This window comes from Amycolatopsis rubida, from assembly GCF_900115345.1.
Classification (GTDB): Bacteria; Actinomycetota; Actinomycetes; order Mycobacteriales; family Pseudonocardiaceae; genus Amycolatopsis; species Amycolatopsis rubida.
Map to the genome: position 1 here is coordinate 127,999 of NZ_FOWC01000006.1, position 24,933 is coordinate 152,931.

The window sequence follows — 24,933 nt, forward strand, 5'->3', positions numbered from 1 at the left end:
GGTTCTGTGACTCGCTCGCGAACGGGGGCGGGCGGCGCTTGCCCGGACAAAGCGCACGCCAAGGCTCCCAGAGCCTTGGCGTGCGCTTCCGTAGCCGCGGGGTCAGAACCAATGCGCGCGGCCGCCGATGCGGCGTCCGGTCCCGCCGAGCACTGCCAGGATCGCGCCGATCACCACCAGGGCGATCCCGATGCTCCACAAAATCTGGATCGAGGTGATGAACCCGATCACGAGCAGAATGACGCCGAGAACAATCACGGGGAGAACCTCGTCTTTCTTCTCTCGGTGGGGAATGTGGCGTGCTCACTCCCGGATACCCTCACTCGGTCGAGTGAAACCTCGACTCGGCGGAGAATTCCGGAGCGGTGAATGTGTCACCGCGTTGAGCGGTTCGCAGGCAGGAACTAAGGCAAATGGCGCAAGGAAGCGCGCCGCCGCACCCGGACGGGCATCATGGGGTGGTGGCCGGGCCGTCTGCCCGGCAGGAGAGACCGAAGACGGGACCGTGCCGATGGACGAGCCGACCGACCCCAGCGCCGACCCGGCGCGCGAGTTCCGCGTCGAGCGGGAGGACCGGCCGCCGGTCGCGGTGCTCACGGTGCACGGCGAGGTCGACCTGGTCACCGCGCCGCTGCTGACCGCCGCGGTCGACGAGGCGCTCGACGGGGCTCCGCCAGTGCTGGTGCTGGACCTCGCCGCGGTGGAATTCCTGGCTTCCGCCGGGCTGACCGCGCTGGTGACGCTGACCGAGCACCGCGCCCGCGGAGCCAGCCTGCGGATCGTCGCGTCCGGCCGGGCGACGATGCGGCCCATCCAGCTCACCGGGCTGGAGCAGACCTTGCCGCTGTACCCGACGGTCGAGGCGGCGCTGGCCGGGTCCTGACCCGGAGGGACAGCACGGGTGAACCCGGCCCCGCCCGGGTACCCGGGCGGGAGAAGAGGTTCCGGGGCGGCCGCAGCGCTGGCGCCGCGAGCGGAACAGCCCGTCGAACGAGGAGACCATGCGCATCGGCTATACCTTGATGACCGAACAGACCGGGCCGCGCGAGCTGGTCGGCTGCGCGATCGCCGCCGAACAGGCCGGATTCGACTTCGCGGCCTGCAGCGACCACTATTCGCCGTGGCTGGCCGAACAGGGGCACGCGCCGTACGCGTGGAGCGTGCTCGGCGCGGTGGCCCAGGCGACCGGACAGCTCGAACTCATGACGCTCGTGACTTGCCCGACGATGCGGTATCACCCGGTGGTGGTCGCGCAGAAGGCCGCGACGGTGCAGTTGCTGTCCGAGGGCCGGTTCACTCTCGGGCTCGGCGCGGGGGAGAACCTGAACGAACGCGTCGTCGGCATGGGCTGGCCGTCGGTGTCGGTGCGGCACGACCGGCTCGCCGAGGCCGTCCAGATCATCGGCGGCCTGTTCGACGGCGGCACGTTCACCTACACCGGACGGCATTACCGGGCCGACGGGGCGAAGCTGTGGGACCTGTCGCCGACACGGGTGCCGATCGCGATCGCGGTGTCCGGCCCGAAATCGGTGAAGCGGTTCGCGCCGGTGGCCGACGCGATGGTCGCGGTCGAACCGAAAGCGGAGCTGTGCGCGGAATGGGATCACGAGCGGGTCGGGCCGCCGACGCGCAAGATCGGGCAGCTGCCGGTCAGCTGGGACGCCGACCGCGGGGCGGCGGTCCGGCGGGCGCACGAGCAGTTCCGGTGGTTCGGCTCGGGCTGGCCGGTGAACGCCGAACTGCCGGGGCCGCAGGCGTTCGACGCCGCGACGCAGTACGTGCGCGAGGAGGACGTCGCGGCGGGGATTCCGTGCGGCCCGGACGCCGGGCCCATTGTGGACGCGGCGAAGCAGTTCGCGCGGGCCGGGTTCACGGATCTGGCGCTGGTGCAGATCGGCGGGCCGGAGCGGCAGCCGGAGTTCATGAAGTTCGCGCGGCAGGAGTTGCTGCCCGCGTTGCGCTAGCAGTCCGCGAAGGACACCGGGCCCGGCCGCGCGTCAGGGATGCCGCAGCAGCGCCCCGAATCCGTCGGTCAGGTCGAGCCGTTCGTCCATCACCACGACGTCCGCGCCGACCGCCACCGCCGCGTACGGCAGGGCTTCGTCCGCCCGCCGCCGGGCCGGGTCGGCCACGCCGAGCGCGTCCAACCGGGACTGGGCCACGCCGACCTGAGCCGGTTCGGAACCGGTGTACACACTGGCCTCGCCGGACTCGCCGACCAGCAGCGTCGCCACATTCGCCTCCGCCAGCGCGGCGGTGACGGCCGGCAATCCGCTGACCGCCAGCGCCGATTCGCGAGCGGCGTCCGCGCGGAAGCGGTCGGCCAGGTCGTCCAGCTCGCGCAACCGTTGCCCAGTCAGCAATTCGTGCACCGCGCGGTCCAGCTCGGCCCGGCCGGCGCCGGACGCGCGGCTGCCCGCGTCGACCTCCGCGGCGAGCGAGCGGGCCGGTTCGGGAAGGCGCTCGTGCAGGTCAGTGCGGGCCTGGATTTCGCCGGCCAGAACGATCGCCCGCGGCCGCACGCGTTCGGCGGTCTTCGCGATGTGGCCGGCGACTTCCGACAGGTTGTCGCGCGCGGTCTGCTCGGCGTGCGACTGGATGTCGCGGTGCGCCGGACCGCCGCCGCGGACCTTGTGCACCGGGTGTTCCCGTCCGCGCACGGTCTCGGTTTCCACACTGCCGTCCGGCCGGTGCACCTCGATGTCCGCACCGGTCCGGTCGACGAGCACCACCAGATGCGCGGGGGCTTCTTCGAGATGGCTCACGGCCGGCAGGAAGTAGGGCAGTCCGGAGAAACGCGCCTCCTGCGCCGGCGGCGGAGCCGCGAGCCGCCGGTCGAGCAGGACGCTGCCGTGCGCGGCGACGACGGTGCGCCCGGCCCGGCCGACCGGCGGAGGGCTTTCCTCCACCGCGCGCAGGACCGCCTCGACGCTCGGCCGGTCCGCGCCCTGGTCCGCGAGCGCGGCCTCGATCTCCTTGAGCCGCAGCCGCAATTGCTTGGCCGCGTCCTCGGTGTCGTGCGATTCGTCGAAGTGCACCGAGACGAACGGTCCGTCGGTCAGCAGCGCGCGCAGTTCGTGTGTGTCCATTTCGGATTCTTTCCTCCCAGCGTTCGGGGCGGCCTCACCGGGTCCGCGGCAGCTCGGGCGAGGCGGTGTCCAGCGGCACCTCGCCGGAACGGACGAGTCCCAGCTGGACAGTCTGCCGCCGGCCCGTCTTTTCCCATGCCCAGTCGGCGGCTGTGCGCAGGCGGTTCCCCGGCAGCGACAGCAGGTGGTATCCGCGAGTCACCAGGCGCGCGGGAAGGCCCGCCAGCGGGACGTGCAGCGGATTGGCCGCGCCCTGGCCGGACCCGAGGTCGACCGCGAAGCCGAGGTCGTGGTGCCGGTACTTGCGCGCGCGGCCGGCGCCGAGCGACGCGGCGACGTTGTTCCCGGCCAGTTTCCCTTGCCGCTGAGCGTGTTGTGCGGTCATCGGGGTGGTTTCGCCGGGACGGGTCAGGTCGGGCACCGCTGCCGCGTCACCGCAGGCGAACACGTCGTCGCGCCCCGGCACGTTCAGCTCCGGCGTGACGACCAGCCGGCCCTTCACGGTTTCCAGGCCCAGGTCGGAGACCAGCGGATCGGGGCGGACGCCCACGCACCACACGAGCGTGTGCGCCGGGACGGCGTCGCCATTGGTCAGCGTGACGCCTTCGAGGTCCGCATGGTCGATCGAGGTCTTCATCCGGACCTCGACGCCCCGCTCGCGCAGCACCCGATCGGCGGTGGCGCCGAGCCGGGGGTCCAGTTCGGGCAGTACGCGTTCGGCGATGTCCAGCAGCAGCCAGCGAATCGGCTGGCCTTCGAGTTCGGGGTGGCGGCGCGCGAGAGCGGCGGTGAAGTCCGGGCCCTGCGCGGCGACCTCCGTGCCGGTGTATCCCGCGCCGACGACGACGAACGTGCACCGGGCGTCGCGCTCGGCCTGGTCGTCGGTCGCGGCAGCCAGTTCGATCTGCCGGGTGACGTGGTCGCGCAGGTACAACGCTTCGGGCAGGCCGCGGAAACCGTGCGCGCACTCGGCGACGCCGGGGATCGGCAGCAGCTTGTTGACGCTGCCCGCGGCGAGGATCAGCCGGTCGTAGCCCAGCTTTCGCTCGCGGTCTTCGGGGTCGGTGTAGGTCACGGTGCGGGCGTCGAGGTCGGCCGATTCGGCGGTGCCCAGCGCCAGCCGCACGCCGCGCAGAGTGTCTGGAATGGACACCGCGATGTGCCGGGGGTCGACGATTCCGCTGGCCACCTCCGGCAGCAACGGCAGGTACAGGAAATAGTCGGTCGGGTTCAGCACGACGATCTCGGCGCGGTCCCCGAGGGTGCGCAGCAGCTTCTTCGCGGCGTGGTATCCGGCGAACCCGCCGCCGACGATCACAACTCGCATGGGCGGCCTCCTTCCGCTCGACGGGTACCCGGAGCGCGGCCGGGCAATCGCGCCGGTTTCGCCTCGCCGCGTCCCGGGCATCCGGGTCCGGTACCCGCTCGCGAGGAGGAGCGCATGCGCAGCGCGATCACCGAAATCGTGGACGCCGACGTCCCGGAGCCGACCGCGTACGACCAGCGGACGCGGTTCGAACCGTTCCCCGGGCTCACCCGTTTCGGCGAGCAGCATCCCGACGAGCGGATCGCGGGGCGCTCGGGCTCCGGACCGGACCACGCCCGGGTGATCGCCTGCCACCGGGTGGGCGACCCGGTCGAACAGCGCGGACGCGAAACGGGCTCGTGGCACGGCGACGTCGAATGCCCGAGCTGACCTGGGAGCGAAGCCCCTTCAGACCCGTTCAGAGAGGAGAACAGCATGGCCCGCGTGGCAGTGCTCGTGGACGAAATGACCGAGGACGACGAATTCCTGGTGCCGTGCGAGCGGTTGCGCTCCGCCGGGCACGAGCCGGTGGTGGTCGGCTTGGCGAAGGGCAAGAAGCTCACCGCGTTGCACGGCACCGAAATCACGACCGACCAGGCCGTGGACGACGTGGCCGCGGCGGACTTCGACGCGGTCGTGGTCCCCGGCGGGTATTCGCCGGACAAGATCCGCACCAGCGAGCCGATGGTCGCGCTGGTCCGGGAAACGGCGGCCGCGGGCAAACCGGTCGCGGCCGTGTGCCACGGTCCTTGGCTGCTCGCCGAGTCCGGGTTGGCGCGCGGCCGGACGGTGACGTCGTGGCCGTCGCTGCGGACCGATCTGCGCAACGCCGGTGCGGAGTGGGTCGATCGCGAGGTGGTGACGGACGACGGCGTGATCACCTCGCGGAATCCGGACGACCTGCCGGCGTTCTGCGACGCGTTGCTGGAACACCTGAAGTAAGCCGCGCGGTTCGGCGAAGCGAACCTCAGGACAGCGTGAAGTGGTTGAGCGTCGCGGGGAGCCGCCCCGGCTGGAGATCGCCAGCGGTGCCGCGCGGCGCGAAACCCGCTCGCTGCAACAGGGCAGCGAGCAGCGTCGCCGCGGTGACGGCACGACGTCGCCGCGGCGCTGAACGGCACGAACGCCGGGGTGGCTTTGGCGCGGCCGTCCAGCCAGATGCCCGGAACGAAGGAACAGATGCCCGGAACGAAGGAATCTGCGTACGGCGATGGTTCCGGATCGCGGCGGAAGAACGGCGGGTAGATCAGGAACGACGTTCCCGCCGGGCCTCAAGCGGTGTCCTCGGTGCTTTCGCGCAGCAGTGCGGGCGCGGGGTCCGGATCGTCCACAGTGCCTCCGGCGTGAGCTGGGCTCGGGCTGGTCGCGGGCACTGCGCTGCGGTACGGTCGGCACAGGAGCGGTTCAGCCCACGTGCCGCCGCCTGACCCAAGCGGCCCGCTCGATCCGGGCCCAGGGCCGGGCCGCGCTGAGCCGGCCCGGTCTCGCATTAGGCGAGGAGGGCTCGATGCACGAAAAATTCGCTTGCCTGCCGGGAGCACCGGCGAGGACCCTGATCACCGCCACCGCGGGCGAAACCGTCGTCGCGGTGTCCGCGGAACTGGACCGGCGCTCCACCGACCGGCTGCGCGAGGTGCTGGCCGAGGAGACCGCGCTGGGCCCGCCCGCCTTGATCGTCGACGCCTCCGGCCTGACGTTCTGCTCGGTCAGCGGCCTGGAAGTGCTCATCGACGCCGCGCGGGCGGCTGCCCTGGCGGGTGTCGCGTTCTTCGTGGTGGCCGCACAGCGCGCCGTCCTCCGGCCGTTGCGCGTTCTCGAACTCGACCGGGAGCTGCGGGTGGTCGAACGCCTCGCCGACGCCCTCGAAGCGAGTGCCGCCGCGCGGACGCTGGCGGCCGAGGTCGGTTAACCCCGTTCGCCACGCCCGGCCTTCCCTGCAGGGCCGGGCCTGAATTGTGCGCGTGAGCTGGGCGGGGACACTGCCCGGGGCCAGGATCGGAGTACGTTGGCAGGCGCTGGGGCAGCCCGGGCCGGCAGGGAGGGAACTGTGGAAGGCGGAAGCGGCGGGAAGGTCGACTGCTCGGCCGTGGTGCGGCTGAGCGGCGATCCGGCCGGGCTGCGCGGCGAAGTGGGCGAGGCGCTGGCGGCGGAGCCGCGGACAGTGGTCTTCGATCTGAGCGAGCTGACCTCGTTCTCCAGCGAAGACCTCGCGGCACTGCGCGAGACCGCCCAGCCGAGCGAAGCGGTATTCGCCTGCCGGGAGGGCGGGGTGGCCCGCCAGGTGCTCGAAGAGGAGGGTGTCCTGTTCTCCGATTCGGCGGCCGAGGCGCTGGCGTTCGAGGACGAGCCGCCGCGGCCGTCCGGCGAGCGGTTCCGGTCGCTCACCGAGATGCTTCTGGCCGCCCGGAGCGTCGGCGATGTCCTGCAGCTGATCGTGGACGCGACCGCTTCGCTGGCGCCTTCCGCCGACCTGGTGTCGATCACGCTGCGCGCGCCCGACGGCAACTTCCACACCGCCGCCTACACCGACCCGAAAGCCGCCGACCTGGACCTATTGCAGTACAAACTGGGCGAGGGCCCGTGCCACGACGCGGCGGTGCCGGGCCGTCCGGAATTCCTCGAATCCGCCGACCTGGACAGCGACGCGCAGTGGCCGCGCTGGTCCCCGGAGGCGGCCGGGCTGGGCTGGCGCGCGGTACTGGCGACCGCGCTGGTCGACGACGCCGTGTCGCGGTTCTCCGGCGCGCTCAACCTCTACTCCCGCACACCCGGCGGCCTGGCTGACGTGGACCGCGACGTCGTGCTGCTCCTGGCCAGCCACGCGACCCTCGCGGTGGCCGAAACGGACGCGGTGACCCGCAACGAGCTGAACCAGGCCCAGCTGCGGCGCGCGCTGGACAGCCGGGACGTGATCGGCCAGGCGAAAGGCATCATCATGGCGCGCCGGGGGCTGGACGCGCAGGAGGCGTTCGACCTGCTGCGCCGGACCTCGCAGCAGCTGAACGTGAAGCTGGTGCACCTGGCGGGCACGCTCGTGGCCCGGCACGAGGAGCTGGACGGGCCGGTCGCGGAAATGGGGGAGCCGGATCCGGTGTGAGGGCCGGGGCGAGTCCCCGGCGCCGCGGTCCGGGTCGCGCGTCGTCGCGGGTTTTGCCCGCTGAACAGCGCCAGCGGGCCTGACCGCGGGATCCGGCGTGTCCGGAGCCGGTCCGCCGGGTAGCCGGGTACGGAGGATTCGAACCGGCTGAGGAAGGAACCCGTCATGGTGCACCCCGTGCCGCCCGGACCGGAGCCCGTCCCGTCGCCGCCGGAGCCGGCGCCGCCGTTCCCGCCGGAGCCCGCGCCGCCGCCGCGTCCGGGACCGGGTCCGCTGCCGCCGCCGGAGCCGCCCGTCCCGCCCGATCCGCGCTGACGGCGTCGCGGGGGCCGGTTGCCGGGCGAGGCGACCGGGTACCTCCCGGAAAAGCGCCGCACGGGAACGGAGGCAGGCGATGGACGAAGCGGATCGGGCCGAACCGGGAGTCGTGGTCGGGGACGACGGCTCCGACGGTGCCCGCCTGGCCCTCGACTGGGCCGCCGCCGAGGCGGAGGCGCTCGGGACGTGCCTGGTCGTCGTCCGGACGATGACGCCGCCGATGCCGAACGTGGACTTCGTGCCCGGCGTGATCACCCCGGTCGCGGGCGAGATCGTGGCCGATCAGTCCGTGGTGGACTACGCGGAGAAGGAATTGGCCGCGGTCGCCGCCGCGGTCGCCCGGTCGCGGCCGGAGCTGCCGGTGCGCACCCGGGTGCGGTTCGGGCGGGCGAGCTGGGAGCTGGCGGACATCGGACGGCGGGCGGAGCTGATCGTGGTCGGCGCGTCCGGGCGCGGCGGGCTGCCCCGGCTGCTGCTCGGGTCGACCGCCTCGCAGGTGGTGCACACGAGCGCGCGTCCGGTCGTCGTGGTCCGCCCTTCGGCGGAGAACGCCCGGCGCGTCGTGGTCGGCCTGGACGGATCGCCGGCGAGCATCGCGGCGGTGCGGTACGCGTACGACTTCGCCGACCGGCACGGCTGCGCGCTGCACGCGGTGCACGTGTGGTCGGAACCGCCGGAGGACGTGTTCGGCCCGGCCCGCTCCGGCGGCGAGGGGCAGCAGAGCCCGCAGGACGAGGGCGAACGGCTGCTCGCGGAATCGCTCACCGGCCTCGGCGAGCGGCATCCGGACGTCCTGGTGCGGCGGGAGGTCGCGCTCGGAAGCGTGGCCGAGGTGCTGCTGGACCACGCGGAAGCGGCGACGCTGCTGGTGGTCGGCGGGCACGGTCGCGGTGCGTTGCGGGGCGCGTTCCTCGGTTCGGTGAGTCACGCGATGGCCTATCACGCACCGTGTCCGGTCGCGATCGTGCGGGAGGGCGTCGAGGAACACCCGGGCTAGCGCTGCAAGCTCCGCCGCACCAGCGCTGCCGCCAGCCGGGCCGAATCGTCTCCGGGCACCAGTTCCGCCAGGCGTTTCGGGTCGGTGGGCAACCCGGCCTTTTTCGCGCCGGCCAAGGCTTTGCGGTCGAAGCACGGACGCAGCCACGGCCAGACCGCCTGTGCTTCGCGGCAAAAGATCCGCGCGCCGGTCGGGCCGATCCGGGGGAACTCGGTGAGGAGCTTCTCCAGCCGCCGCGGGTCGCCGCCGGCGGCGTCGGCCATGCGGCGCAGGTCGTCGCGGTACTGGTCGCGGATGAACTCGGCGCCTTCGCCGAGGTGGTGCGAAGTGCTTTCGTCGTACCGGACGTAGTGGGCGCGGCCCAGTGCGTCAACGCGCTGCTGCCACGTGGAATCGCGCATCGCGGCCGGGGAGCGCCAGCCCGAACGCGAGAGTTCGCGTGCGGCGGCGACCGCGATGCCGGCGCTGATCCGCGTCGACAGCAGCGTGGCGAGGACCAGCAACCGGTACAGCGGTTGCGGTTTGTCGGCCAGCTTGATCCCGGCTTCCTCGGCGAACGTCGTGCCGTGTTCGGCGAGGAGTTCCTCCACTCGGCGCATGCGTGCCGGATTCCCGTTCGGGCGGACGCAAAACTCAGCGTTGCCCGGGGAACGGCTTCATGGCGAATTCGACGCACAGCCGCCAGCCGTCCGTGCCGGGCGCGGGTTCGGTCCAGGCGTCGAGCGCGTCGGTCAGCGCGCGCAGGATGTGCCAGCCCACCTCGTCCGGCCCCGGCGGGAACGCCCACGACGAGGTGGTGGCGACAGTGACCGTCATCCGTCCGGCGCAGCGGAACGCGCATTCCAGGACCGCGCCGTCGTCCGCCCGGCGTGCCTGCGCCGCGACCGCCTCGTCCACGGCCAGCCGGAGATCGGCGACCTCGTCGAGGGCGAACTCCGCCGAGGAGGCGATGTCCTCGGCCACCAGCCGGGCCAGGAAGAGCAGTTCTCCGTTCGCCGGAAGGCGCAGCTCGACCGCGGGAGCGGCCGCGGCCGGCCCGCCCGTTCCGTCCGCATCGCGCTGAATCATGCGGTTCGGGTTACCCGCCCGGCCGCCCGTCAACCATCGCCGCCCGGCGGCACCCGAACGGCCCGTTTCCGGCGCGGCACGGCGGGTAACCGCAGCAGGGGAGCACGGCAGGGAAAGGAGTACCCGGCATGAGCACCAACGCATACCTCTCGTTCCTCGCGATCGGGATCGCGCTGGTCCTGGTGGACGGCCAGATCATCTACCGCAGCGGCCGCCGTTACCTCGCGAACGCCTACGGGGACCCCGGAGCCGGCGCCTCGATGACCCGCCTGGTGACCGTGTTGTTCCACCTCGTGACATTGGGCGTTCTCGCCCTGGTCTCGCTCGTCGACCTCGGCGGCAGCGATCTGCCGGGCGTGGTCGGCCGGGTGGGCGCGCTGCTGCTGATCCTGGCCTTGGCGCACGCGGCGACGCTGGGCGCGCTGGCGCGGATTCGCGGGGAGCAGGACGTGGCCGACGCGATCGCGCATCGGGACGAGCGGGCAGCGCGGCGGTCGGAGACGGATCTGCAGGCTCCGACGGTGACGCCGGTGCCCGGCCAGGAGGGTCGGCATCCGGACGTGAGCCCGACGTTGGAGCAGCGGTCGCCGTATACGGCTTGAGCGGTTGCCCGGTGACCGGTGCGGTTCCGCGAACACTGCGGGACCGCACCGGTCACCGTGTGCCGCCTGACCGTCTACAAGCGAGGGTCGACCGGCTCGGATTCCAGCGCCAGGACAGCGAAAACGCACTCGTGCACGCGCCACATCGGCTCGTCGCGGGCGAGGCGGTCCAGCGCTTCCAGGCCGAGGCCGTACTCCCGCAGCGCCAGCGACCGCTTGTGGCCGAGACCTCGTTGCCGCAGCCGGGTCAGGTGGCGTTCCTCGGTGTAGTCAGGGCCGTAGACGATTCGCAGATACTCGCGTCCGCGGACCTTCAGCCCCGGCTGCACCAGCCCGCGCGAGCCTCGGACCAGGTTCGCGGCCGGTTTGACCACCATGCCTTCGCCGCCGTTCGCGGTGAGTTCGCTCCACCAGCCGAGGGCCGCCGCGACCGAGGCGGGATCGGTGGTGTCGACCGGCAGACGTCCGGTGGGGGCGAGGAAACCGTCGCTGCTTTCGACGAGCCGGTCCGCCAGCGCGAGGTGCCAATCGTGGGGCCGCTGGTGATGAGCCTGGCCCGCCGACGCCAGCACCTGGAAGGGCGCGAAGCGCACGCTGTCGAGGCCGTCGGTCGGCCAGCAGTAGCGTCGGTACGACTGGGCGAACGCCTCCGCGTTGGTGGCGCGGGAACGCGTGCGCTGCACCAAGGCGGACACGTCGAGGCCGGAGGCATCAGCGGCGGCCAGCGCACTCACGGCGGCGGGAAGCGCCGAGCGGGCAGCAGCGCCGACCGCCGCGTACTGATCGCGCAGCAACTGCTCGGCCTTCACGCTCCACGGCAGCAGTTCGCCGTCGAGCAGCAGCCAGTCTGAGCCGAGTTCGTCGAACAGGCCGGCCTTCTCCGCGGCCGCGCGGATCCGGTCGACGGCTTCGGCCGTCAGCGTTTCGGCGAAGAAGTGCCGTCCGGTCCGCGTCCACACCGCGCCGAGAGCGTCGCCGGGTGCGCCGAAGCGGGCGCGGGCCGCGTCGAGCGAGCGGCACACGAGCGCGACCGCGCGCGAACCCATGTGCTTTTCCTCGCACACGACGGAATCCACGCCCTCTGCCCGGAAATAGTCGAACGCTTGCTCCGGGTGTTCCAGCAGCCCGTCGGCCGTCGCGGTGGCGACCGGCGACATGGTCGGCGGCAGGTAGACCAGCCAGCGGGGGTCGATCGCGAACCGCGACATCACCTCCAAAGCCGCCGCGGCGTTCTCCTCGCGGACGCCGACCCGTTTCTGGTAGGCGGTCTCGATCACGCGGCGGCCCAGGACGTCGGTGACGTCGAGAACGCCCGGATCGCGACGTGCGACCGGCTCCGCGGCCGCCGGGTTGGCGGGGAACGGTTTGGCGGGCTCGTAATAGACCTCGGCCGCCGGGACCGAGACGATCTCCTTCTCCGGATAGCGCAAGGCAGTGAGCGTCCCGCCGAACACGCAACCGGTGTCCAGGCACAGGGTGTTGTTCACCCATTGCGCGGCGGGCACCGGGGTGTGGCCGTAGACGACTGTCGCGCGGCCGCGGTACTCGTCCGCCCACGGATAGCGCACCGGCAGGCCGAATTCGTCGGTCTCGCCGGTGCTCTGCCCGTACATGCAGAAGCTCCGCACGCGCCCGGACGCGCGGCCCTGGAAGCGTTCGGTGATCCCCGCGTGCGCGACGACCAGCTTGCCGTCGTCCAGGACGTAGTGGCTGATCAGGCCGTCCATGAACTCCTGTGCCTCAGCCCGGAATTCGGCCGTCTCCGCCTGGAGCTGCGCAAGCGACTCCGCGAGTCCGTGCGTGACCTGCACGTTCCGGCCGCGCAGCGCACGCAGCAGTTTGTGCTCGTGGTTTCCGGTGACACAGAAGGCATTTCCCGCGCGCACCATGCCCATGACAAGCCGCAGCACGCCCGGCGTGTCCGGGCCGCGGTCGACGAGATCGCCGACGAACACCGCCCGTCGCTCCGGATGCCGCGCCCCGGCGGCCCGGCCCTCGTCATCGCGCTCGACGGCGTAGCCGAGCTCGGCGAGCAGCGCTTCGAGTTCGACGCGGCAGCCGTGGATGTCGCCGACGATGTCGAACGGCCCGGTTTCGTGCCGCAAGTCGTTGTACAGCGGGACGCGCGTGATCGTCGCTTCGGCGGTCTCCTCCGGCGTGCGCAGGACATGCACCGTCCGGAAGCCTTCTTTCTGCAGACTCCGCAACCCCCGGCGCAGCTGGTCTCGCTGCCGCCGGATCACCTGCGCGCCGAAGTTCCGGTCCGGCCGGTCGGCGTTGCGCGCGACGCACAGCGATTCCGGCGGGTCCAGCACGATCGCCACCGGCAGCACGTCGTGCTCCTTCGCCAGCGCGACCAGCGATGCGCGCGAGTCAGGCTGCACGTTCGTGGCGTCCACCACGGTCAGGCGTCCGGCGGCGAGCCGTTTGCCGACGATGTAGTTGAGGACGTCGAAGGCGTCCTTGGTCGCCGACTGGTCGTTCTCGTCGTCGGACACCAGCCCGCGGCAGAAGTCCGAGGAGATCACCTCGGTCGGCTTGAACTGCGTGCGGCCGAACGTCGATTTGCCGGACCCGCTCGCGCCGATCAGCACGACGAGGCACAGGCCGGGGATCTCAAGCGTGCTCACGGCGCACCTCCTTAGTGAACAGGGCCAGCTGCGTAGCCGGACCGACCTCGGGATCGTCGGAACCGACCGGCAGCATCCGCACGCCGTAGCCGTAACTGCTCGCGACCCGGTCCGCCCACGCGCGGAACTCGGCGCGCGTCCATTCGAAACGATGGTCGCGATGGCGCAGCTTGCCCGCGGGCAGCGACTCGAAACGCACGTTGTACTCGCGGTTGGGCGTGGTCACGATGACCGCCCGCGGCGCGGCGAACTCGAACACCGTGCGCTCCAGCGCTTCGAGCCGCGGCGGGTCGACGTGCTCGACGACCTCCATCAGCACCGCCGCGTCGAGCCCGGCGAGCCGGTCGTCGCGGTAGGTCAGCGAGGACTGCAGCAGCTCCAGCCTCGATCGCTCCCGTTCGGGCCTGTGTTCCAGCCGCAGCTTCCGCGCGGCGACCTGGAGCGCGCGGGCCGAGACGTCCGCGGCCACGATCCGCTCCACCGACTTTTCGGCCAGCAGATCGCGCACCAGCGCCCCCTCGCCGCAACCGAAGTCGCCGACCGAACGCGCGTGCAGCGACCGCAGCACCGCCATGATCGTGCCGCGCCGCTGCTCGGCCAACGGCACCGGACGGTCCGGCGCTTCGAGGACGGCGGGCCCGGCGAGCGCGTTGTCGATCTCCTCGGGCTCCGAATCGTCCACTTCGGCCAGCCGGGTCAACGCGGCGGCCGTCAGTGCCCGGCGGTGTGCGAGGTAGCGGCGGGTGATCAGCTCCTTCTCGGGATGTCCGGCGAGCCAGTCGCCGCCGGCGCGCAGAAGCTTGCCGATCTCGGCTTCGCCGACCCAGTAGTGCTTCGCGTTGTCCAGGACCGGCAGCAGCACGTAGACGTGGTTGAGCGCGTCGGCCAGCCGGAGTTCGCCGGTGAGCCGGAGGTCGGCATAGCGCGAATCGCCCCACTGCGGGAACTGCGGATCCAGCGGGAGCACCGTCGCCTCGACCGTCCAGCCGAGCGGTTCGAACATCCGGCGCACCAGGTCGGCTCCGCCCGGACAGGCGGGCACCCGGATGTCGAGCGGGATCGCGCTGGCCGCCAGCTCCGGACGCGACTCGCACCGGCCGGCGAGCGCGGTGCGGAACACTTCCTTGAGCGCCACGGAAAGCAGGCTGGAGGCCGCGTAGGGGCGGTCGTTCACGTACTGGCCCAGCGTGAACCCGTCGCCGGAGCCCGCCTTGCCGCGCACCAGCGACACCGGGTCGACCTCGAGCATCAGCGCGGCGGTGCACCGCTCTTCGGACGTCTCGGGGTAGAAGACGTGCGCTTGCCCGGCGGAAAGCTCGAACGACTGCACCCGGCCCGGGTGCTTGTGCAGCAGGAACCCCAGGTCGGAGGCGGGCTGGTGGGTGGTGGTGACGGTCAGGAACACCAGGGGGAGTATTCCGGATGGCTTCGCTGGTGTCGCCGGAGTTTCGGCCGTGCGGGCAGGCGAGCGGGCGGCCGAAGCGGTACCGGAGCATCGCTCCGCTCCGCGCACAGCCAATCACCGGGAATAAACTTCCCATTAACTGGGAAAAGCCGCTAGGAACCCGCCCGCCCGCGACGTAGCGTGCCCGCCATGACAAGCGCGGATGCCAACCGGAGAGCCGGGACCAGAGCGGCGCGGATCCTGGCGGTGTTCGCCGAGCGGGAGAGCGCCACGGCGGAGGAGATCTCCGTCGGCACGGGGATTCCGTCCAGTGCCGTGTACCGCTACCTGACGACGTTCGTCGAGATCGGGCTCGTGCACCAAGCGCGCACTCGCGGCCGGTATTGCGCGGGTTCGCTCACCGTCCAGATGGCCGAGAACTACCGGCGCGAGGCGCTCGGCCAGGGCGGCGTCAAGCGGCGGCTCCGGCAGCTCGCCGCGGAGACCGACGAGCTCGCCGCGTTCCTCATCGCCCGCGACAACGACGTGCTCTGCGTCGAAGCGGCCGAGGGGACCCGCGTGATCCGATGCAGTTTCTCGCCGGGGCTGAGCAAACCGCTCGTCTTCGGCGCGAGTGCGCAGGCATTGCTGGCGCATCTGCCGGAGGACCGGGTCGCGGCGACCGCCGAAGCGCACGGGCTGAGCGGGGAGCAGGTCGCGAAGCTCGAAACAGAGCTGCGACGGGTCCGGGACCAGGGCTTCGCGGAGAGCGTCGGCCAGGTCGACCCGGGGGTGTGGGGCGTGAGCGTGCCGGTGCTGGACCGGCACCGCGACCTCGTCGGCACGGTGAGCACGATGGCTCCCGACTTTCGCGTGCGCCCGCGCCGCGATTCCCTCGTCACGCTCACCCACGCCGCCGCGCAGGACATCAGCCGATCGCAGGAGCACGTGTGAGCACCAGGAAATGGACCGGACGCGAGGACGGCAGCGGTCCGGAACACCGCCGATGGCATCACGCCGTCAACGAATTCTCCAGCGGCACCGGCGTTTCGCTGATCGGGTTCGCCAGCGACGCCGGAGTCCGGCGCAACGGCGGACGGCCGGGAGCGCGAGGCGGGCCGGACGCGATCCGGCAAGCGCTGGCGTCGTTCGCGATCCGGCCGGAGTTCGCGGTGAGCGACGCGGGGGACGTCGTCGTCGAAGGCGACGAGCTGGAAGCGGGGCAGGAAAACCTCGGCGAGCTGGTCGCGAAGCAGCTCAGCGACGGAAACCTCCCGCTGGTGCTCGGCGGCGGCCACGAAACGGCGTACGGCTCCTACCTCGGCCTCGCCCGCAGCGGGCTGCTGGACGGGCGGCGCCTCGGCATCCTCAACCTCGACGCGCATTTCGACCTGCGGACGGCAGACCGCCCGTCCTCGGGCACTCCGTTCCGGCAGATCGCGGCCAGGGAAGCCGAACGCGGCGCGGAATTCGCCTACGCCGTGGCCGGAATCAGCGAACCCGGCAACACCGCCGCGCTGTTCGAGACGGCCGCCGGGCTGAACGTCCGCCACCTCCTGGACGTCGACTGCCAGGAACGCCGTCTCGAACCAGTTCTCGACTTCGTCCGGGGCTTCGTCGCGGACGTCGACGCGCTGTATCTGTCGATCGATCTCGACGTGCTCCCCGCCGCGCAGGCGCCCGGGGTCAGCGCTCCCGCGACCCTCGGCGTACCCGCCGCGGTCGTCCTCGAGGTGTGCCGGCTGGTCGCGAGCGACCCGAAGCTCGCCCTCGCCGACATCACCGAACTGAACCCCGTCTACGACGCCGACCACCGCACAGCCCGGATCGCGGCCCGCCTCGCGCACACGCTCGTGACGAGCCGTCCGGTCCCGGAAGGACACTGAACATGCCCCCTCAGCGAATCTGGCCGCGGCTCGGCGCCGTGCTGCTGGCCTGCCTGCTCGCGTTCCTGCCCGTGAGCGCGGCGAGCGCGGCCGGACCGCAGGGCGGGAAGCTCGCCGCGCTGCGGTCCGGGCAGACCGCGCTGCGGGTCGGCACCGACGCCACGTTCCCGCCGTTCGAGTTCACCGACGCCAAGGGCGGCCAGCTCGGCTTCGACATCGACCTGGTCCGGGCGCTCGCGCAGCGGGCGGGCATCCAGAAGGTCGACTTCGTCCAGATGCCGTTCGGGAACATCGTCCCGGCGCTGCAGGCGAACCAGATCGACGTCGGCGCGTCGGCGATCTACAGCAGCCCCGCGCGGCAGAAGGCCGTCGACTTCTCGGACATCTACTATCCGGGCGGGCTCGCGGTTTTCGTGTCCGACCAGGACAATTCCGTCACCTCGCTGAAGGATCTCGCCGGCAAGCGGGTCGCGGTCCAGGTGGGCACGAAGTCGGTCGACTGGCTCACCCAGCACCAGCCGGCCGCGCGGCTGATCACGGCGCAGACCAACGAGCAGATGTTCTCGTCGGTGAAGCTGGGCCAGGCGGACGCGGTCGTCACCGGGGCTCCGGCCGGAAAGTACTTCATCGCGCAGCAAGGCGGCCTCAAGCAGGTCGGCGACCGGCTGACCGAGGAGAACTACGGCTACGCCTTCCAGAAGACCGACACCGAGCTGCGGACCGCGTTCAACACCGCGCTCAAGCAGATGCGCGACGACGGTTCCTACCAGCAGTCCACCGAAAAGTGGTTCGGCGCGGAGAGCACCGCCGCGAAGCCGGGCGGGCACTCGCTGTTCAACTTCGCCACCATCGTCGACTCCTCGGGACAGCTCTGGCAGGGCCTGCTGGTCAGCCTCCAGGTCATCCTGCTCGCGCTGGCGCTGAGCCTGCTGCTCGGCACGCTCGGCGGGTTCGCCAAGCTCAGCAAGATCGCGCCGGTCCGGTGGATCGGCAACGTCTACGTGTCGGTGATCCGCGGGACGCCGTTCGTGGTGCAGCTGTTCTTCATCTACTTCGGACTGCCGCAGCTCGGCGTGCAGCTTCCGCCGATGACCGCGGGCATCATCTCGCTCGGGCTCTACAGCGGCTCGTACGTGACCGAGATCTTCCGCGGGGCCGTGCAGTCCATCGACCGCGGGCAGCTGGAAGCGGCGCGGTCGTGCGGAATGTCGCAGGTGTCGGCGATGCGGCACGTGATCATCCCGCAGGCGTTCCTGCGGATGCTTCCGCCGCTGGGCAACGAATTCGTGTCGCTGACGAAGAACTCCGCGCTGGTGTCCTTCGTGACCATTCACGAGCTGTTCCTGGTGGGGCAGACGATCATCTCCCGCACCTTCGACGCGCTGACCGTGTACCTGTTCATCGGCCTGCTGTACTACCTGCTCACCAACCTGATCAGCTTCACGACGCGCACCCTGGAGAAGAAGATGGCGGTGTACATCTGATGGCACTGTTGGAAGTCCGCGGTCTCACCAAGTCCTACGGGGACACCGATGTGCTCGGCGGGATCGACTTCGCGATCGAACCCGGCCAGGTGGTCGCGGTGATCGGCCCCAGCGGCGGCGGGAAGTCCACCTTCCTGCGCTGCCTCAACCTCCTGGAGACCCCGACCTCGGGCAGCGTCTCGTTCGACGGCGAGGAACTGACCGGGCGCGGCGTCGACCTCGACCGGCTGCGGTCCCGGATGGGCATGGTGTTCCAGCACTTCAACCTGTTCCCGAACATGACGGCGCTGCGCAATGTCGTGCTGCCGCAGATGAACGTGCTCAAGCGGAGCAAGGAAGAAGCCGAGGCGAAGGCACGTGCCCTGCTGGAGCGCGTCGGCATGCTCGAACGCGCCGGCGCGTACCCGAACCGGCTGTCCGGCGGGCAGAAACAGCGCGTCGCGATCGTCCGCGCCGCCGCGATGGACCCGAAGCTGATGCTGTTCGACGAGCCGACCTCGGCGCTGGACCCCGAGGTGGTGCAGGACGTCCTCGACATCATGTCCGAGCTGGCGAAGGACGGCATGACGATGCTCGTGGTCACCCACGAGATGGGGTTCGCCCGCAAGGTCGCCGACCGCGTGGTCTTCGTCGACGGCGGGAAGATCGCCGCCGACCTGCCGCCGTCGGAGTTCTTCTCCGCGGGCAACGCGAATCCGCGCGCGCAAGCCTTCCTGGAGAAGGTGCTGTAGGGGGTCGCGAGTGGCGATGCCGGTTAACCGTGCTGTGCCGGGATCGCTGACAGCCAGCGCAGAAAGCCGGCGGTCCGTGAGTTCGCCCACGGCCGCAATGCCGCGATCGATCGCGAATGGTTCGGCGGTCACCGGGGTGATCAACACGGTGCCGAAGCTGCCGCGCAAGGCGAACCTGCTGTGGTACGTGGTCCTGGGCGGACTGTTCTTCGACCGCCGGGCTCGGCGCGGTGCTCACCGCGACCGGCGGCGGCTTCGGGGCGGGCTGGTCGGCGTCGCCTGCGGCATCGACTTCGCGGTCGCGATAGCGCTGCTGACTGGTGACGTCGCGGTGATCGGCGGCCGGGTGGATCACGCGGTCGACACGACCGTTGTGGTCGCTGCGCTGAGCCAGGCTCACGAGGCGACCCTGCCCGCCGGGCCGACCCTGCCCGCCGGGCCGACCCTGCCCGCGCAAAGCCTGGTAGCCGAGGAGAAAACCCCGCGTGGGAGTTACCTCGGTTCGTGCGTGCCGCGGCGGGAGGTGCCCCGGTTCATCGCGCTGTACCAGGCGAGGTCGCTTCCGGTGAGGCGTTCGAGCACGCTGGACGAGATCAACGCGGGTTTCGCCCGGCTGCGGGACGGAGGCGCGGTCCGCCAGGTGATCGCCTTCTGAACCGTGCCCCCGGTTCCGCTACGAGCTGCCGCGCAGCGAAGCGGTCGCGATGGTCGCCGCGTCGATCGCGGCCTCGGCGGCCTGGGTGGACGAGGCGGAGCCGAGTTCGGTGAGCGATTCCTTGTTCAGTGCGTGCACGGCCCACTCGTAGGTGTGGTTCGTCGTGCACGGGCCCTGGTATCCGAAGAAGTTCGCGCTGCCGCGGTAGTAGGCCTGCCGAGACCCGGCGGGCACCGTCGGCTGGTAGACGTGGTCGATGTTCTGCGGCAGTCCGGCGATGTTCGCCGGGATGTCGTAGACGACCCAGTGGATGATGCCGTTGTCGAGGTCGTGCAGGACGATCGCGTAGCTCTTGGCCTGCTCCGGCGCGCCGGACCAGGCCAGCGGCGGCGACTCGTTCTTCTTTCCGGGGTCGCCGTCGCCGCTGCTGGCGCAGTCGTGGACCTTGGGGATCATCCCGCCGTCGGCGAAGGCGGCGCTGGAGAGGGCGAAGGCGGCGCGTCCCGGATTCGCCGACGCGGCGGCGGGGCCGAAACTCGCGGCGCAGAGGACGAGCAGGGCGAAGAGAGCGATTCTGGTGCGTCTCACTGGAGGCTCCCGAGGCTGCTGGTGGTCTCTTGTCCTTTCGTGGGGAGAGTGTGCGCCGGAATCGGCGAGCACCGGCGCGCCAGCGGCAGTGAGTACCACGTTTCCCGTCAAGAGTGACATGCGGCGCGGCAGGCTGACGACGGGGCGGCCACGCACCGAATCGAGGCCGCGATGTTCTTCGACGTCGAAGGGGACCACGTTTTCCTGGAATCTCGTTTCGGCGAAAATCGCCGCGGTGCGCGCTTGGCTGACGGCGCAGACATTATTGTGGCGCCCCACAAACCGGCCTGGTACTGCCGTTGGCGCAGATACCGTAGGAAGACCGGCTGATCCCGGTGCGGTCCCGTCAGACGATCAAGCGGAGGACAGGTGCCGGTGGCGACCTCGGCCGCAGCCGCGCGTTCGTTCGACGGCGGCGAATGGTGGCACGCGGGCCGGGTCGCGGCCGGGCTGCTGATTCCCGGGCTGGCGCTGCTCGCGGGGGGCCGTCCGGACTTGATCATTTTCGCCGCGTTCGGTTCCTTCGCCGGGATGTACGGCCGGGCCGAGTCGCGCGTACTCCGTTTCCGGCACCAGATCCAGGCGGGTGCGGTGCTGCTGAGCGGCGTCTCGCTGGGGGTGCTGCTGTCGGCCGGGAACGCGCCGTCTTGGCTGCTGGTGGTCACCGAGGCCACGTTCTCGTTCGGCTGCGCACTCGTGACGAATCGCTTGGATTTGAGCCCGCGTGGACCGTTCTTCGGCATCTTCGCACTCGGCGCGATCGCTCTGGTGCCCGCCGGGCGGGTCGAACCGTGGGCCGGAATCGCCTTGTGCGCGGGCACGATCGCCGGGTGTGTCCTCATTGGACTGACCGGTCCGGAACGCCCGGCCCCTCCCGGGAAGCCGGCCTGCGCACCGGAATGCGGCGCCGCCTGCGCCGTCGTGCACGCCGCCCGGTACGCGTCGGCGATCGCCGCCGCGGGCGCGGTCGGCCTGCTGCTCGGCGTGGACCACGCGAACTGGGCGATGGCCTCGGCGGCGGTCCAGCTGGCGGCGGCTGATCCGCGCAGCCGGGTGCATCCGGGCCTGCGCAGCGTGCTGGACCGCAGCGCGCACCGGGTCCTCGGCACGCTCGCCGGACTGGTCGTCACGGCTTTGCTGCTCTTGCCGGGATTCGGAGCCGCGCCGCTGGCGTTGGCGGTGATTGTGCTGTTGTTCCCGACGGAGTTGTTCATGTCCCGGCACTACGGGATCGCGCTGGGGTTCTTCACTCCGCTGATCCTGGTGATGACGGAACTGGCCGCGCCCGCCGCCCCCGCGACGCTGCTCACCGCGCGGGTGGCGGACACGCTGGTCGGTGTGGCGGCCGGGATCGGGGCGGCAGTGCTGGTTCGCGCCCCGTGCCGGACCGCCGCGCTCAAGCGGAGCGCTCGACCGTGACCTTCAAATGCTTCATCAACGGCTGGTCGCTCTGCGTGCTGTAATCGCCGATGGCGCACAACACGTTCATCTCCGGCATATACCCCGCCGCACACCCGCGCGGGATGTCGTACGGGATCGCCCGGTAACGCCGCACCGAACGCTCCGTTCCGTCCTTCGCGGTGGCCGTGATGTCGACCTCGTCGAACTCGCTCAGCCCGCGGTCCCGCATGTCCTCGGTGTTCAGGAACACCAGTGTGCGGAGGTTCTTGATGCCGCGATACCGGTCGTCGTCGGAATAGATCGTCGTGTTCCACTGGTCGTGCGAGCGCATCGTGCCCAGCGCCAGCGTGCCTGCGGCGGGGACGACGTCCGGCAGGTCCGCGGTCGAGAACTCGGCGCGCTCGGACGGCGTGCGGAAGACCCGTTCGCGCGCGGCCTGGCGGATGCGGAAGCCCAGGGGTTCGCGGACGCGGGTGTTGAAGTCCTCGAATCCGTCCAGCACCCGCGCCATGGTGTCGCGGATGCGGTCGTAGTCGCCGACGTAGTCCGCCCACGGCGTCGGGCTCTCCGGCAGTGTGGCGCTCGCCATCCCGGCGATGATCGCGGGCTCGGACAGCAGGTGCGGCGAGGCCGGCTTCTTCATGCCGGTGGACAGGTGGACCATGCTCATCGCGTCCTCGACGGACGTCGACTGCAGCCCGGCCGCCTGGAAGTCTTTTTCGGTCCGGCCGAGGCAGGGCAGGATCAGCGCCTGTGTGCCGTGTTCGAGGTGGCCGCGGTTGAGTTTGGTGCTGACCTGCACGGTCAGCTCGCACTTGCGCAGCCCGGCCGCGGTGTAGGAGGTGTCGGGCGCGGCGAGGGCGAAGTTGCCGCCCATGCCGACGAACACGCGCACGTCGCCGCGATGCATCGCCTCGATCGCGCCGACGGTGTCGAGCCCGTGGTGGCGCGGCGGGTCGATGCCGCAGACCTCGGCGAGCTGGTCGAGGAATTCCGGCGCCGGGCGGTGGTCGATGCCGCAGGTGCGGTTGCCCTGCACGTTGCTGTGCCCGCGCACCGGCGACGGCCCGGTGCCGGGGCGGCCGATGTTTCCGCGCAGCAGCACCAGGTTCACGATCTCGCGGACGGTGTCGACGCCGTGCTCGTGCTGGGTCACGCCGAGGCACCAGCTGATGATCGACCGGTCGGCGTCGCGGTAGATCTTCGCCGCCGCGCGGATCTCGCCCTCGGTCAGCCCGGACTGCCGTTCCAGCTCGGCCCAGGACGTGGTTTCGCAGACGACCTGGTACTTCTCGACGCCGCTGGTGCAGGTCTCCAGGAACTCCGAGTCGATCGCCCCGGGATCGGTTTCCGCCATCTCGAACAGGGCTTTCGCCATGCCGCGGAGGAACGCCAGGTCGCCGCCGATGCGCGGCTGGAGGTTGAGGGTGGACGTCGGGGTCGCCCGGAACGTCGCCATCCGGACGAAGTCGTGCGGGATGATCGTGCGCGTGGCCCCGGCCTCGACCAGCGGGTTGATGTGCACGACCTGCGCGCCGCGCCGGTGCGCTTCGGCGAGCGCGGTGAGCATCCGGGGTGCGTTCGACGCCGCGTTGACGCCCATGATGAACAGCGCGTCGGCGGCTTCCCAGTCGTGGATGTCCGCGGTGCCCTTGCCGGTGCCGAGGGCGGCCTGCAACGCGCGGCCGCTCGCTTCGTGGCACATGTTCGAGCAGTCCGGCAGGTTGTTGGTGCCGAACTCCCGTGCCCACAGCTGGTACAGGAACGTCGCCTCGTTGCCGAGCCGCCCGGACGTGTAGAACGCCGCCTGGTCGGGAGAGCCGAGACCGCGCAGCGTGGCGCCGACCAGCTCGAACGCCTTGTCCCACGAGATCGGCACGTACCGGTCGGTTTTCTCGTCGTAGCGCAGCGGCTCGGTGAGCCTGCCCTGCGCCTCCAGCGCGGTGTCGCTCCAGCCGTCCAGTTCGGACACGGTGTGCGCGGCGAAGAATTCCGCGCCGACGCGTTTGCGCGTCATCTCCCAGGTGACGTGCTTGATCCCGTTTTCGCAAATGTCGAGATGCAGGCCTTTGGTGTCGTCCGGCCACGCGCAGCCCGGGCAGTCGAACCCGCCGTTCTCGTGATTCATCTTCACGATCGCGCGCGGGCCGGCGACGAGTTCCCGTTCCCGGACGAGGAACTGCGTCACGCTTTTCGCCGCGCCCCAGCCCGCGGCCGGATGGTGGTAAGGCTTGAACTCCGGCCGGCCCTCGCGCTGCTCGTCCACCGTAACCCTCTCGCCGGAACTGTGCTTCCCTGTCGATTCAAGCACGACGGCCCGCGCCGGGCATCCGGCCGGGGAATGCGAACGGGGTTGTTGTGGAGCGCGACAAACAATTCTGTTCCGGCTCACAAAATGCGCGATAAATCGGAGAGCGCTTTCCCGGGAGGGAAATCCGCGGGGGCGGCCGCTCGGGGGCGCGGGTACGATCCCGGACGTGGCCGACCGGGACGAAAGCGCTGTGCGGACCGCCGCCCTGACCGAACTCGTCGCCTGGGCAGGCGTTCGGCTGCCCCGGCTGATCGACGACGTCTGCGCGGCGAGCTGCGAGCGGATCGGGATGTACCGGGACGAGAAGATCGTCCCGCGCGCCGACCTGCGCCGCTCGATCGCGGTGAACCTCCGGTTCATGGTCGACGCGCTCCGCGGCGGCGAGACGCCGGACCAGCGCGCGCCGAAGGAGACCGGCCGCCGCCGGGCGCACCAGGGCGCGCCGCTGCCCGAGGTGCTGCAGGTGTACCGGATCGCCTGCGCGATGCTGTGGGACCTGCTGGTGGGCCGCGCTCGCGAGACCGGAAGCACCGACGTGCTGATCGATGTCGCGAGCCTGCTGTGGCGGGTCACCGACGAGCACGCGGTCCGCGTCACCGAGGCGTACCGGGCGGCGAGCGCGGAACTGCTGGTCGCCCAGCAGCGGCGGCGGTCCGCGCTGGCCGAGGTGCTGCTGACCGGCGCGCGCGGGTCCGATTCCGGGCCGTGGGAGGCGGGACGGCTGCTCGGCCTGTCGCTGGACGGCAAGCTGACCGTGGTCGCCGCCGAGACGCGCGGGCTGGCCGAAGAAAGCCTGGTCGGCGTCGAGCGGCGGCTCGGCAAGCTCGGCATCGTGTCGGCGTGGCATCTGTCGCCGACGCTGCAGGCCGGCGTGGTGTCGCTGCGCGAGGAGCAGTACGACGCGATGCTCGGCTTGCTGCGCGAACTGGCGCTGGCCCGCACCGGCGTCAGCCCGCTGTTCCGCTCGCTGACCGAAACCCCGCGCGCGGTCCACCTGGCACGGACCGCGCTGTCGGGCATCCCGCCCGAACGGGGCGAGGTCCGCGCGTTCGACCCGAGCCCGCTGGCCGCCTTCGTCGCCTACGACCCGGACGAGGGCCGCAGGCTGGGGGAGCAGGTCTTCGGTGCGGTGCTGGAACTGCCCGCCGAGGAACGCGACGTGCTGCTGGAGACGCTGGACGCGTACTTCGCGCACGGCGGCTCCTCCGACCGCGCGGGGCAGGTGCTGCACTGCCACGCCAACACGGTCCGGTACCGGCTGCGCCGGATCCGGGAACTCACCGACCGGACGCTGACCGATCCGCGGGACCTGGCCGAACTGGTCACCGCTATGCAGGCGCTGCGGGTCGATTCGGCGCGCTCGATCGATTCGCGGGGGAGCTGACG

General features: G+C 71.2%; 25 protein-coding genes. 16 read left to right on the forward strand and 9 right to left on the reverse strand.

The features are described from left to right. Positions 1–102: 102 nt before the first annotated feature. Entirely contained in the window at positions 103–258 is a 156-nt protein-coding gene (locus BM362_RS47590; protein WP_093574558.1) for a hypothetical protein, read from the reverse strand. Positions 259–511: 253 nt separating this feature from the next. Here BM362_RS47590 and BM362_RS23510 point away from each other — a divergent pair, with 253 nt between their 5' ends. Together BM362_RS23510 and BM362_RS23515 are read left to right on the forward strand one after the other, a co-directional pair. Next, entirely contained in the window at positions 512–883 is a 372-nt protein-coding gene (locus BM362_RS23510; protein ID WP_067591986.1) for an STAS domain-containing protein, read from the forward strand. A 118-nt stretch (positions 884–1,001) separates the two neighbouring features. After that, entirely contained in the window at positions 1,002–1,964 is a 963-nt protein-coding gene (locus tag BM362_RS23515) for a TIGR03557 family F420-dependent LLM class oxidoreductase (protein ID WP_067591988.1), read from the forward strand. 33 nt (positions 1,965–1,997) lie between these two features. Here the strand turns inward: BM362_RS23515 and BM362_RS23520 are convergent, their stop codons facing one another. Beyond that, positions 1,998–3,089: an Rv2629 family ribosome hibernation factor gene (locus tag BM362_RS23520; RefSeq protein WP_067591991.1), complete on the reverse strand. Its 1,092-nt coding sequence runs from the start codon at positions 3,087–3,089 to the stop codon at positions 1,998–2,000. A 34-nt stretch (positions 3,090–3,123) separates the two neighbouring features. Beyond that, on the reverse strand, positions 3,124–4,416 hold the full coding sequence (locus tag BM362_RS23525; protein WP_093574559.1) for an NAD(P)/FAD-dependent oxidoreductase: 1,293 nt from the start codon (positions 4,414–4,416) through the stop codon (positions 3,124–3,126). Between the two features lie 114 nt (positions 4,417–4,530). Here BM362_RS23525 and BM362_RS23530 point away from each other — a divergent pair, with 114 nt between their 5' ends. The 6 genes from BM362_RS23530 (at position 4,531) to BM362_RS23555 (ending at position 8,807) form a co-directional block, all read left to right on the forward strand. Continuing rightward, positions 4,531–4,785: a hypothetical protein gene (locus tag BM362_RS23530; RefSeq protein WP_093574560.1), complete on the forward strand. Its 255-nt coding sequence runs from the start codon at positions 4,531–4,533 to the stop codon at positions 4,783–4,785. Positions 4,786–4,830: 45 nt separating this feature from the next. Then, on the forward strand, positions 4,831–5,337 hold the full coding sequence (locus BM362_RS23535; protein ID WP_067592001.1) for a type 1 glutamine amidotransferase domain-containing protein: 507 nt from the start codon (positions 4,831–4,833) through the stop codon (positions 5,335–5,337). A gap of 40 nt (positions 5,338–5,377) precedes the next feature. Continuing rightward, positions 5,378–5,509 (forward strand): hypothetical protein, encoded by a 132-nt coding sequence (locus tag BM362_RS50005; RefSeq protein ID WP_280142740.1) that lies wholly within the window; start codon positions 5,378–5,380, stop codon positions 5,507–5,509. Between the two features lie 393 nt (positions 5,510–5,902). Continuing rightward, positions 5,903–6,304, forward strand: coding sequence for an STAS domain-containing protein (locus tag BM362_RS23545; RefSeq protein WP_093574561.1), 402 nt, complete (start codon positions 5,903–5,905; stop codon positions 6,302–6,304). Positions 6,305–6,442: 138 nt separating this feature from the next. Continuing rightward, complete coding sequence (locus BM362_RS23550) at positions 6,443–7,492, forward strand: GAF and ANTAR domain-containing protein (protein ID WP_198545602.1); 1,050 nt, start codon at positions 6,443–6,445, stop codon at positions 7,490–7,492. A gap of 394 nt (positions 7,493–7,886) precedes the next feature. After that, a complete protein-coding gene (locus tag BM362_RS23555) occupies positions 7,887–8,807 on the forward strand; it encodes a universal stress protein (RefSeq protein WP_208865313.1) in 921 nt (306 codons plus the stop codon). Here the strand turns inward: BM362_RS23555 and BM362_RS23560 are convergent. Further along, positions 8,804–9,406, reverse strand: a complete 603-nt coding sequence (locus tag BM362_RS23560; RefSeq protein ID WP_067592010.1) for an endonuclease — start codon at positions 9,404–9,406, stop codon at positions 8,804–8,806. The genes BM362_RS23555 and BM362_RS23560 overlap by 4 nt on opposite strands. Positions 9,407–9,440: 34 nt before the next feature. Next, complete coding sequence (locus tag BM362_RS23565) at positions 9,441–9,875, reverse strand: ATP-binding protein (RefSeq protein ID WP_067592013.1); 435 nt, start codon at positions 9,873–9,875, stop codon at positions 9,441–9,443. 128 nt (positions 9,876–10,003) lie between these two features. Here BM362_RS23565 and BM362_RS23570 point away from each other — a divergent pair, with 128 nt between their 5' ends. Continuing rightward, a complete protein-coding gene (locus BM362_RS23570) occupies positions 10,004–10,477 on the forward strand; it encodes a hypothetical protein (RefSeq protein WP_067592016.1) in 474 nt (157 codons plus the stop codon). A gap of 74 nt (positions 10,478–10,551) precedes the next feature. On the opposite strand, the gene BM362_RS23575 is transcribed toward BM362_RS23570, so the two are convergent. Next, complete coding sequence (locus BM362_RS23575) at positions 10,552–13,107, reverse strand: polynucleotide kinase-phosphatase (RefSeq protein ID WP_093574562.1); 2,556 nt, start codon at positions 13,105–13,107, stop codon at positions 10,552–10,554. Continuing rightward, positions 13,094–14,512: a 3' terminal RNA ribose 2'-O-methyltransferase Hen1 gene (locus BM362_RS23580; RefSeq protein ID WP_093574563.1), complete on the reverse strand. Its 1,419-nt coding sequence runs from the start codon at positions 14,510–14,512 to the stop codon at positions 13,094–13,096. Before BM362_RS23580 ends, BM362_RS23575 begins: the two co-directional genes overlap by 14 nt. 189 nt (positions 14,513–14,701) lie before the next feature. Here BM362_RS23580 and BM362_RS23585 point away from each other — a divergent pair, with 189 nt between their 5' ends. The 5 genes from BM362_RS23585 to BM362_RS48320 all read left to right on the forward strand — a co-directional run bounded on the left by BM362_RS23585 (position 14,702) and on the right by BM362_RS48320 (position 19,247). Continuing rightward, complete coding sequence (locus BM362_RS23585; RefSeq protein ID WP_067592025.1) at positions 14,702–15,445, forward strand: IclR family transcriptional regulator; 744 nt, start codon at positions 14,702–14,704, stop codon at positions 15,443–15,445. Beyond that, entirely contained in the window at positions 15,442–16,377 is a 936-nt protein-coding gene (hutG, locus tag BM362_RS23590; RefSeq protein WP_093574564.1) for a formimidoylglutamase, read from the forward strand. Before BM362_RS23585 ends, hutG begins: the two co-directional genes overlap by 4 nt. Before the next feature lie 2 nt (positions 16,378–16,379). Further along, on the forward strand, positions 16,380–17,861 hold the full coding sequence (locus tag BM362_RS23595) for an ABC transporter substrate-binding protein/permease (RefSeq protein WP_093574565.1): 1,482 nt from the start codon (positions 16,380–16,382) through the stop codon (positions 17,859–17,861). Continuing rightward, on the forward strand, positions 17,861–18,592 hold the full coding sequence (locus BM362_RS23600) for an amino acid ABC transporter ATP-binding protein (protein WP_093574566.1): 732 nt from the start codon (positions 17,861–17,863) through the stop codon (positions 18,590–18,592). The genes BM362_RS23595 and BM362_RS23600 overlap by 1 nt, the downstream gene beginning before the upstream one ends. Before the next feature lie 97 nt (positions 18,593–18,689). Continuing rightward, positions 18,690–19,247, forward strand: coding sequence for an MDR/zinc-dependent alcohol dehydrogenase-like family protein (locus BM362_RS48320; RefSeq protein ID WP_208865314.1), 558 nt, complete (start codon positions 18,690–18,692; stop codon positions 19,245–19,247). An 18-nt stretch (positions 19,248–19,265) separates the two neighbouring features. Here the strand turns inward: BM362_RS48320 and BM362_RS48325 are convergent, their stop codons facing one another. Next, entirely contained in the window at positions 19,266–19,835 is a 570-nt protein-coding gene (locus BM362_RS48325) for a YbhB/YbcL family Raf kinase inhibitor-like protein (RefSeq protein WP_244287252.1), read from the reverse strand. 369 nt (positions 19,836–20,204) lie between these two features. On the opposite strand from BM362_RS48325, the gene BM362_RS23615 reads away from it, so the two are divergent. Beyond that, positions 20,205–21,254, forward strand: coding sequence for an FUSC family protein (locus BM362_RS23615; RefSeq protein WP_093574567.1), 1,050 nt, complete (start codon positions 20,205–20,207; stop codon positions 21,252–21,254). Here the strand turns inward: BM362_RS23615 and BM362_RS23620 are convergent. Further along, entirely contained in the window at positions 21,232–23,502 is a 2,271-nt protein-coding gene (locus tag BM362_RS23620) for an FdhF/YdeP family oxidoreductase (RefSeq protein ID WP_093574568.1), read from the reverse strand. The genes BM362_RS23615 and BM362_RS23620 overlap by 23 nt on opposite strands. A 211-nt stretch (positions 23,503–23,713) precedes the next feature. On the opposite strand from BM362_RS23620, the gene BM362_RS23625 reads away from it, so the two are divergent. Continuing rightward, positions 23,714–24,931, forward strand: a complete 1,218-nt coding sequence (locus BM362_RS23625) for a PucR family transcriptional regulator (RefSeq protein ID WP_093574569.1) — start codon at positions 23,714–23,716, stop codon at positions 24,929–24,931. Positions 24,932–24,933 lie beyond the last annotated feature (2 nt).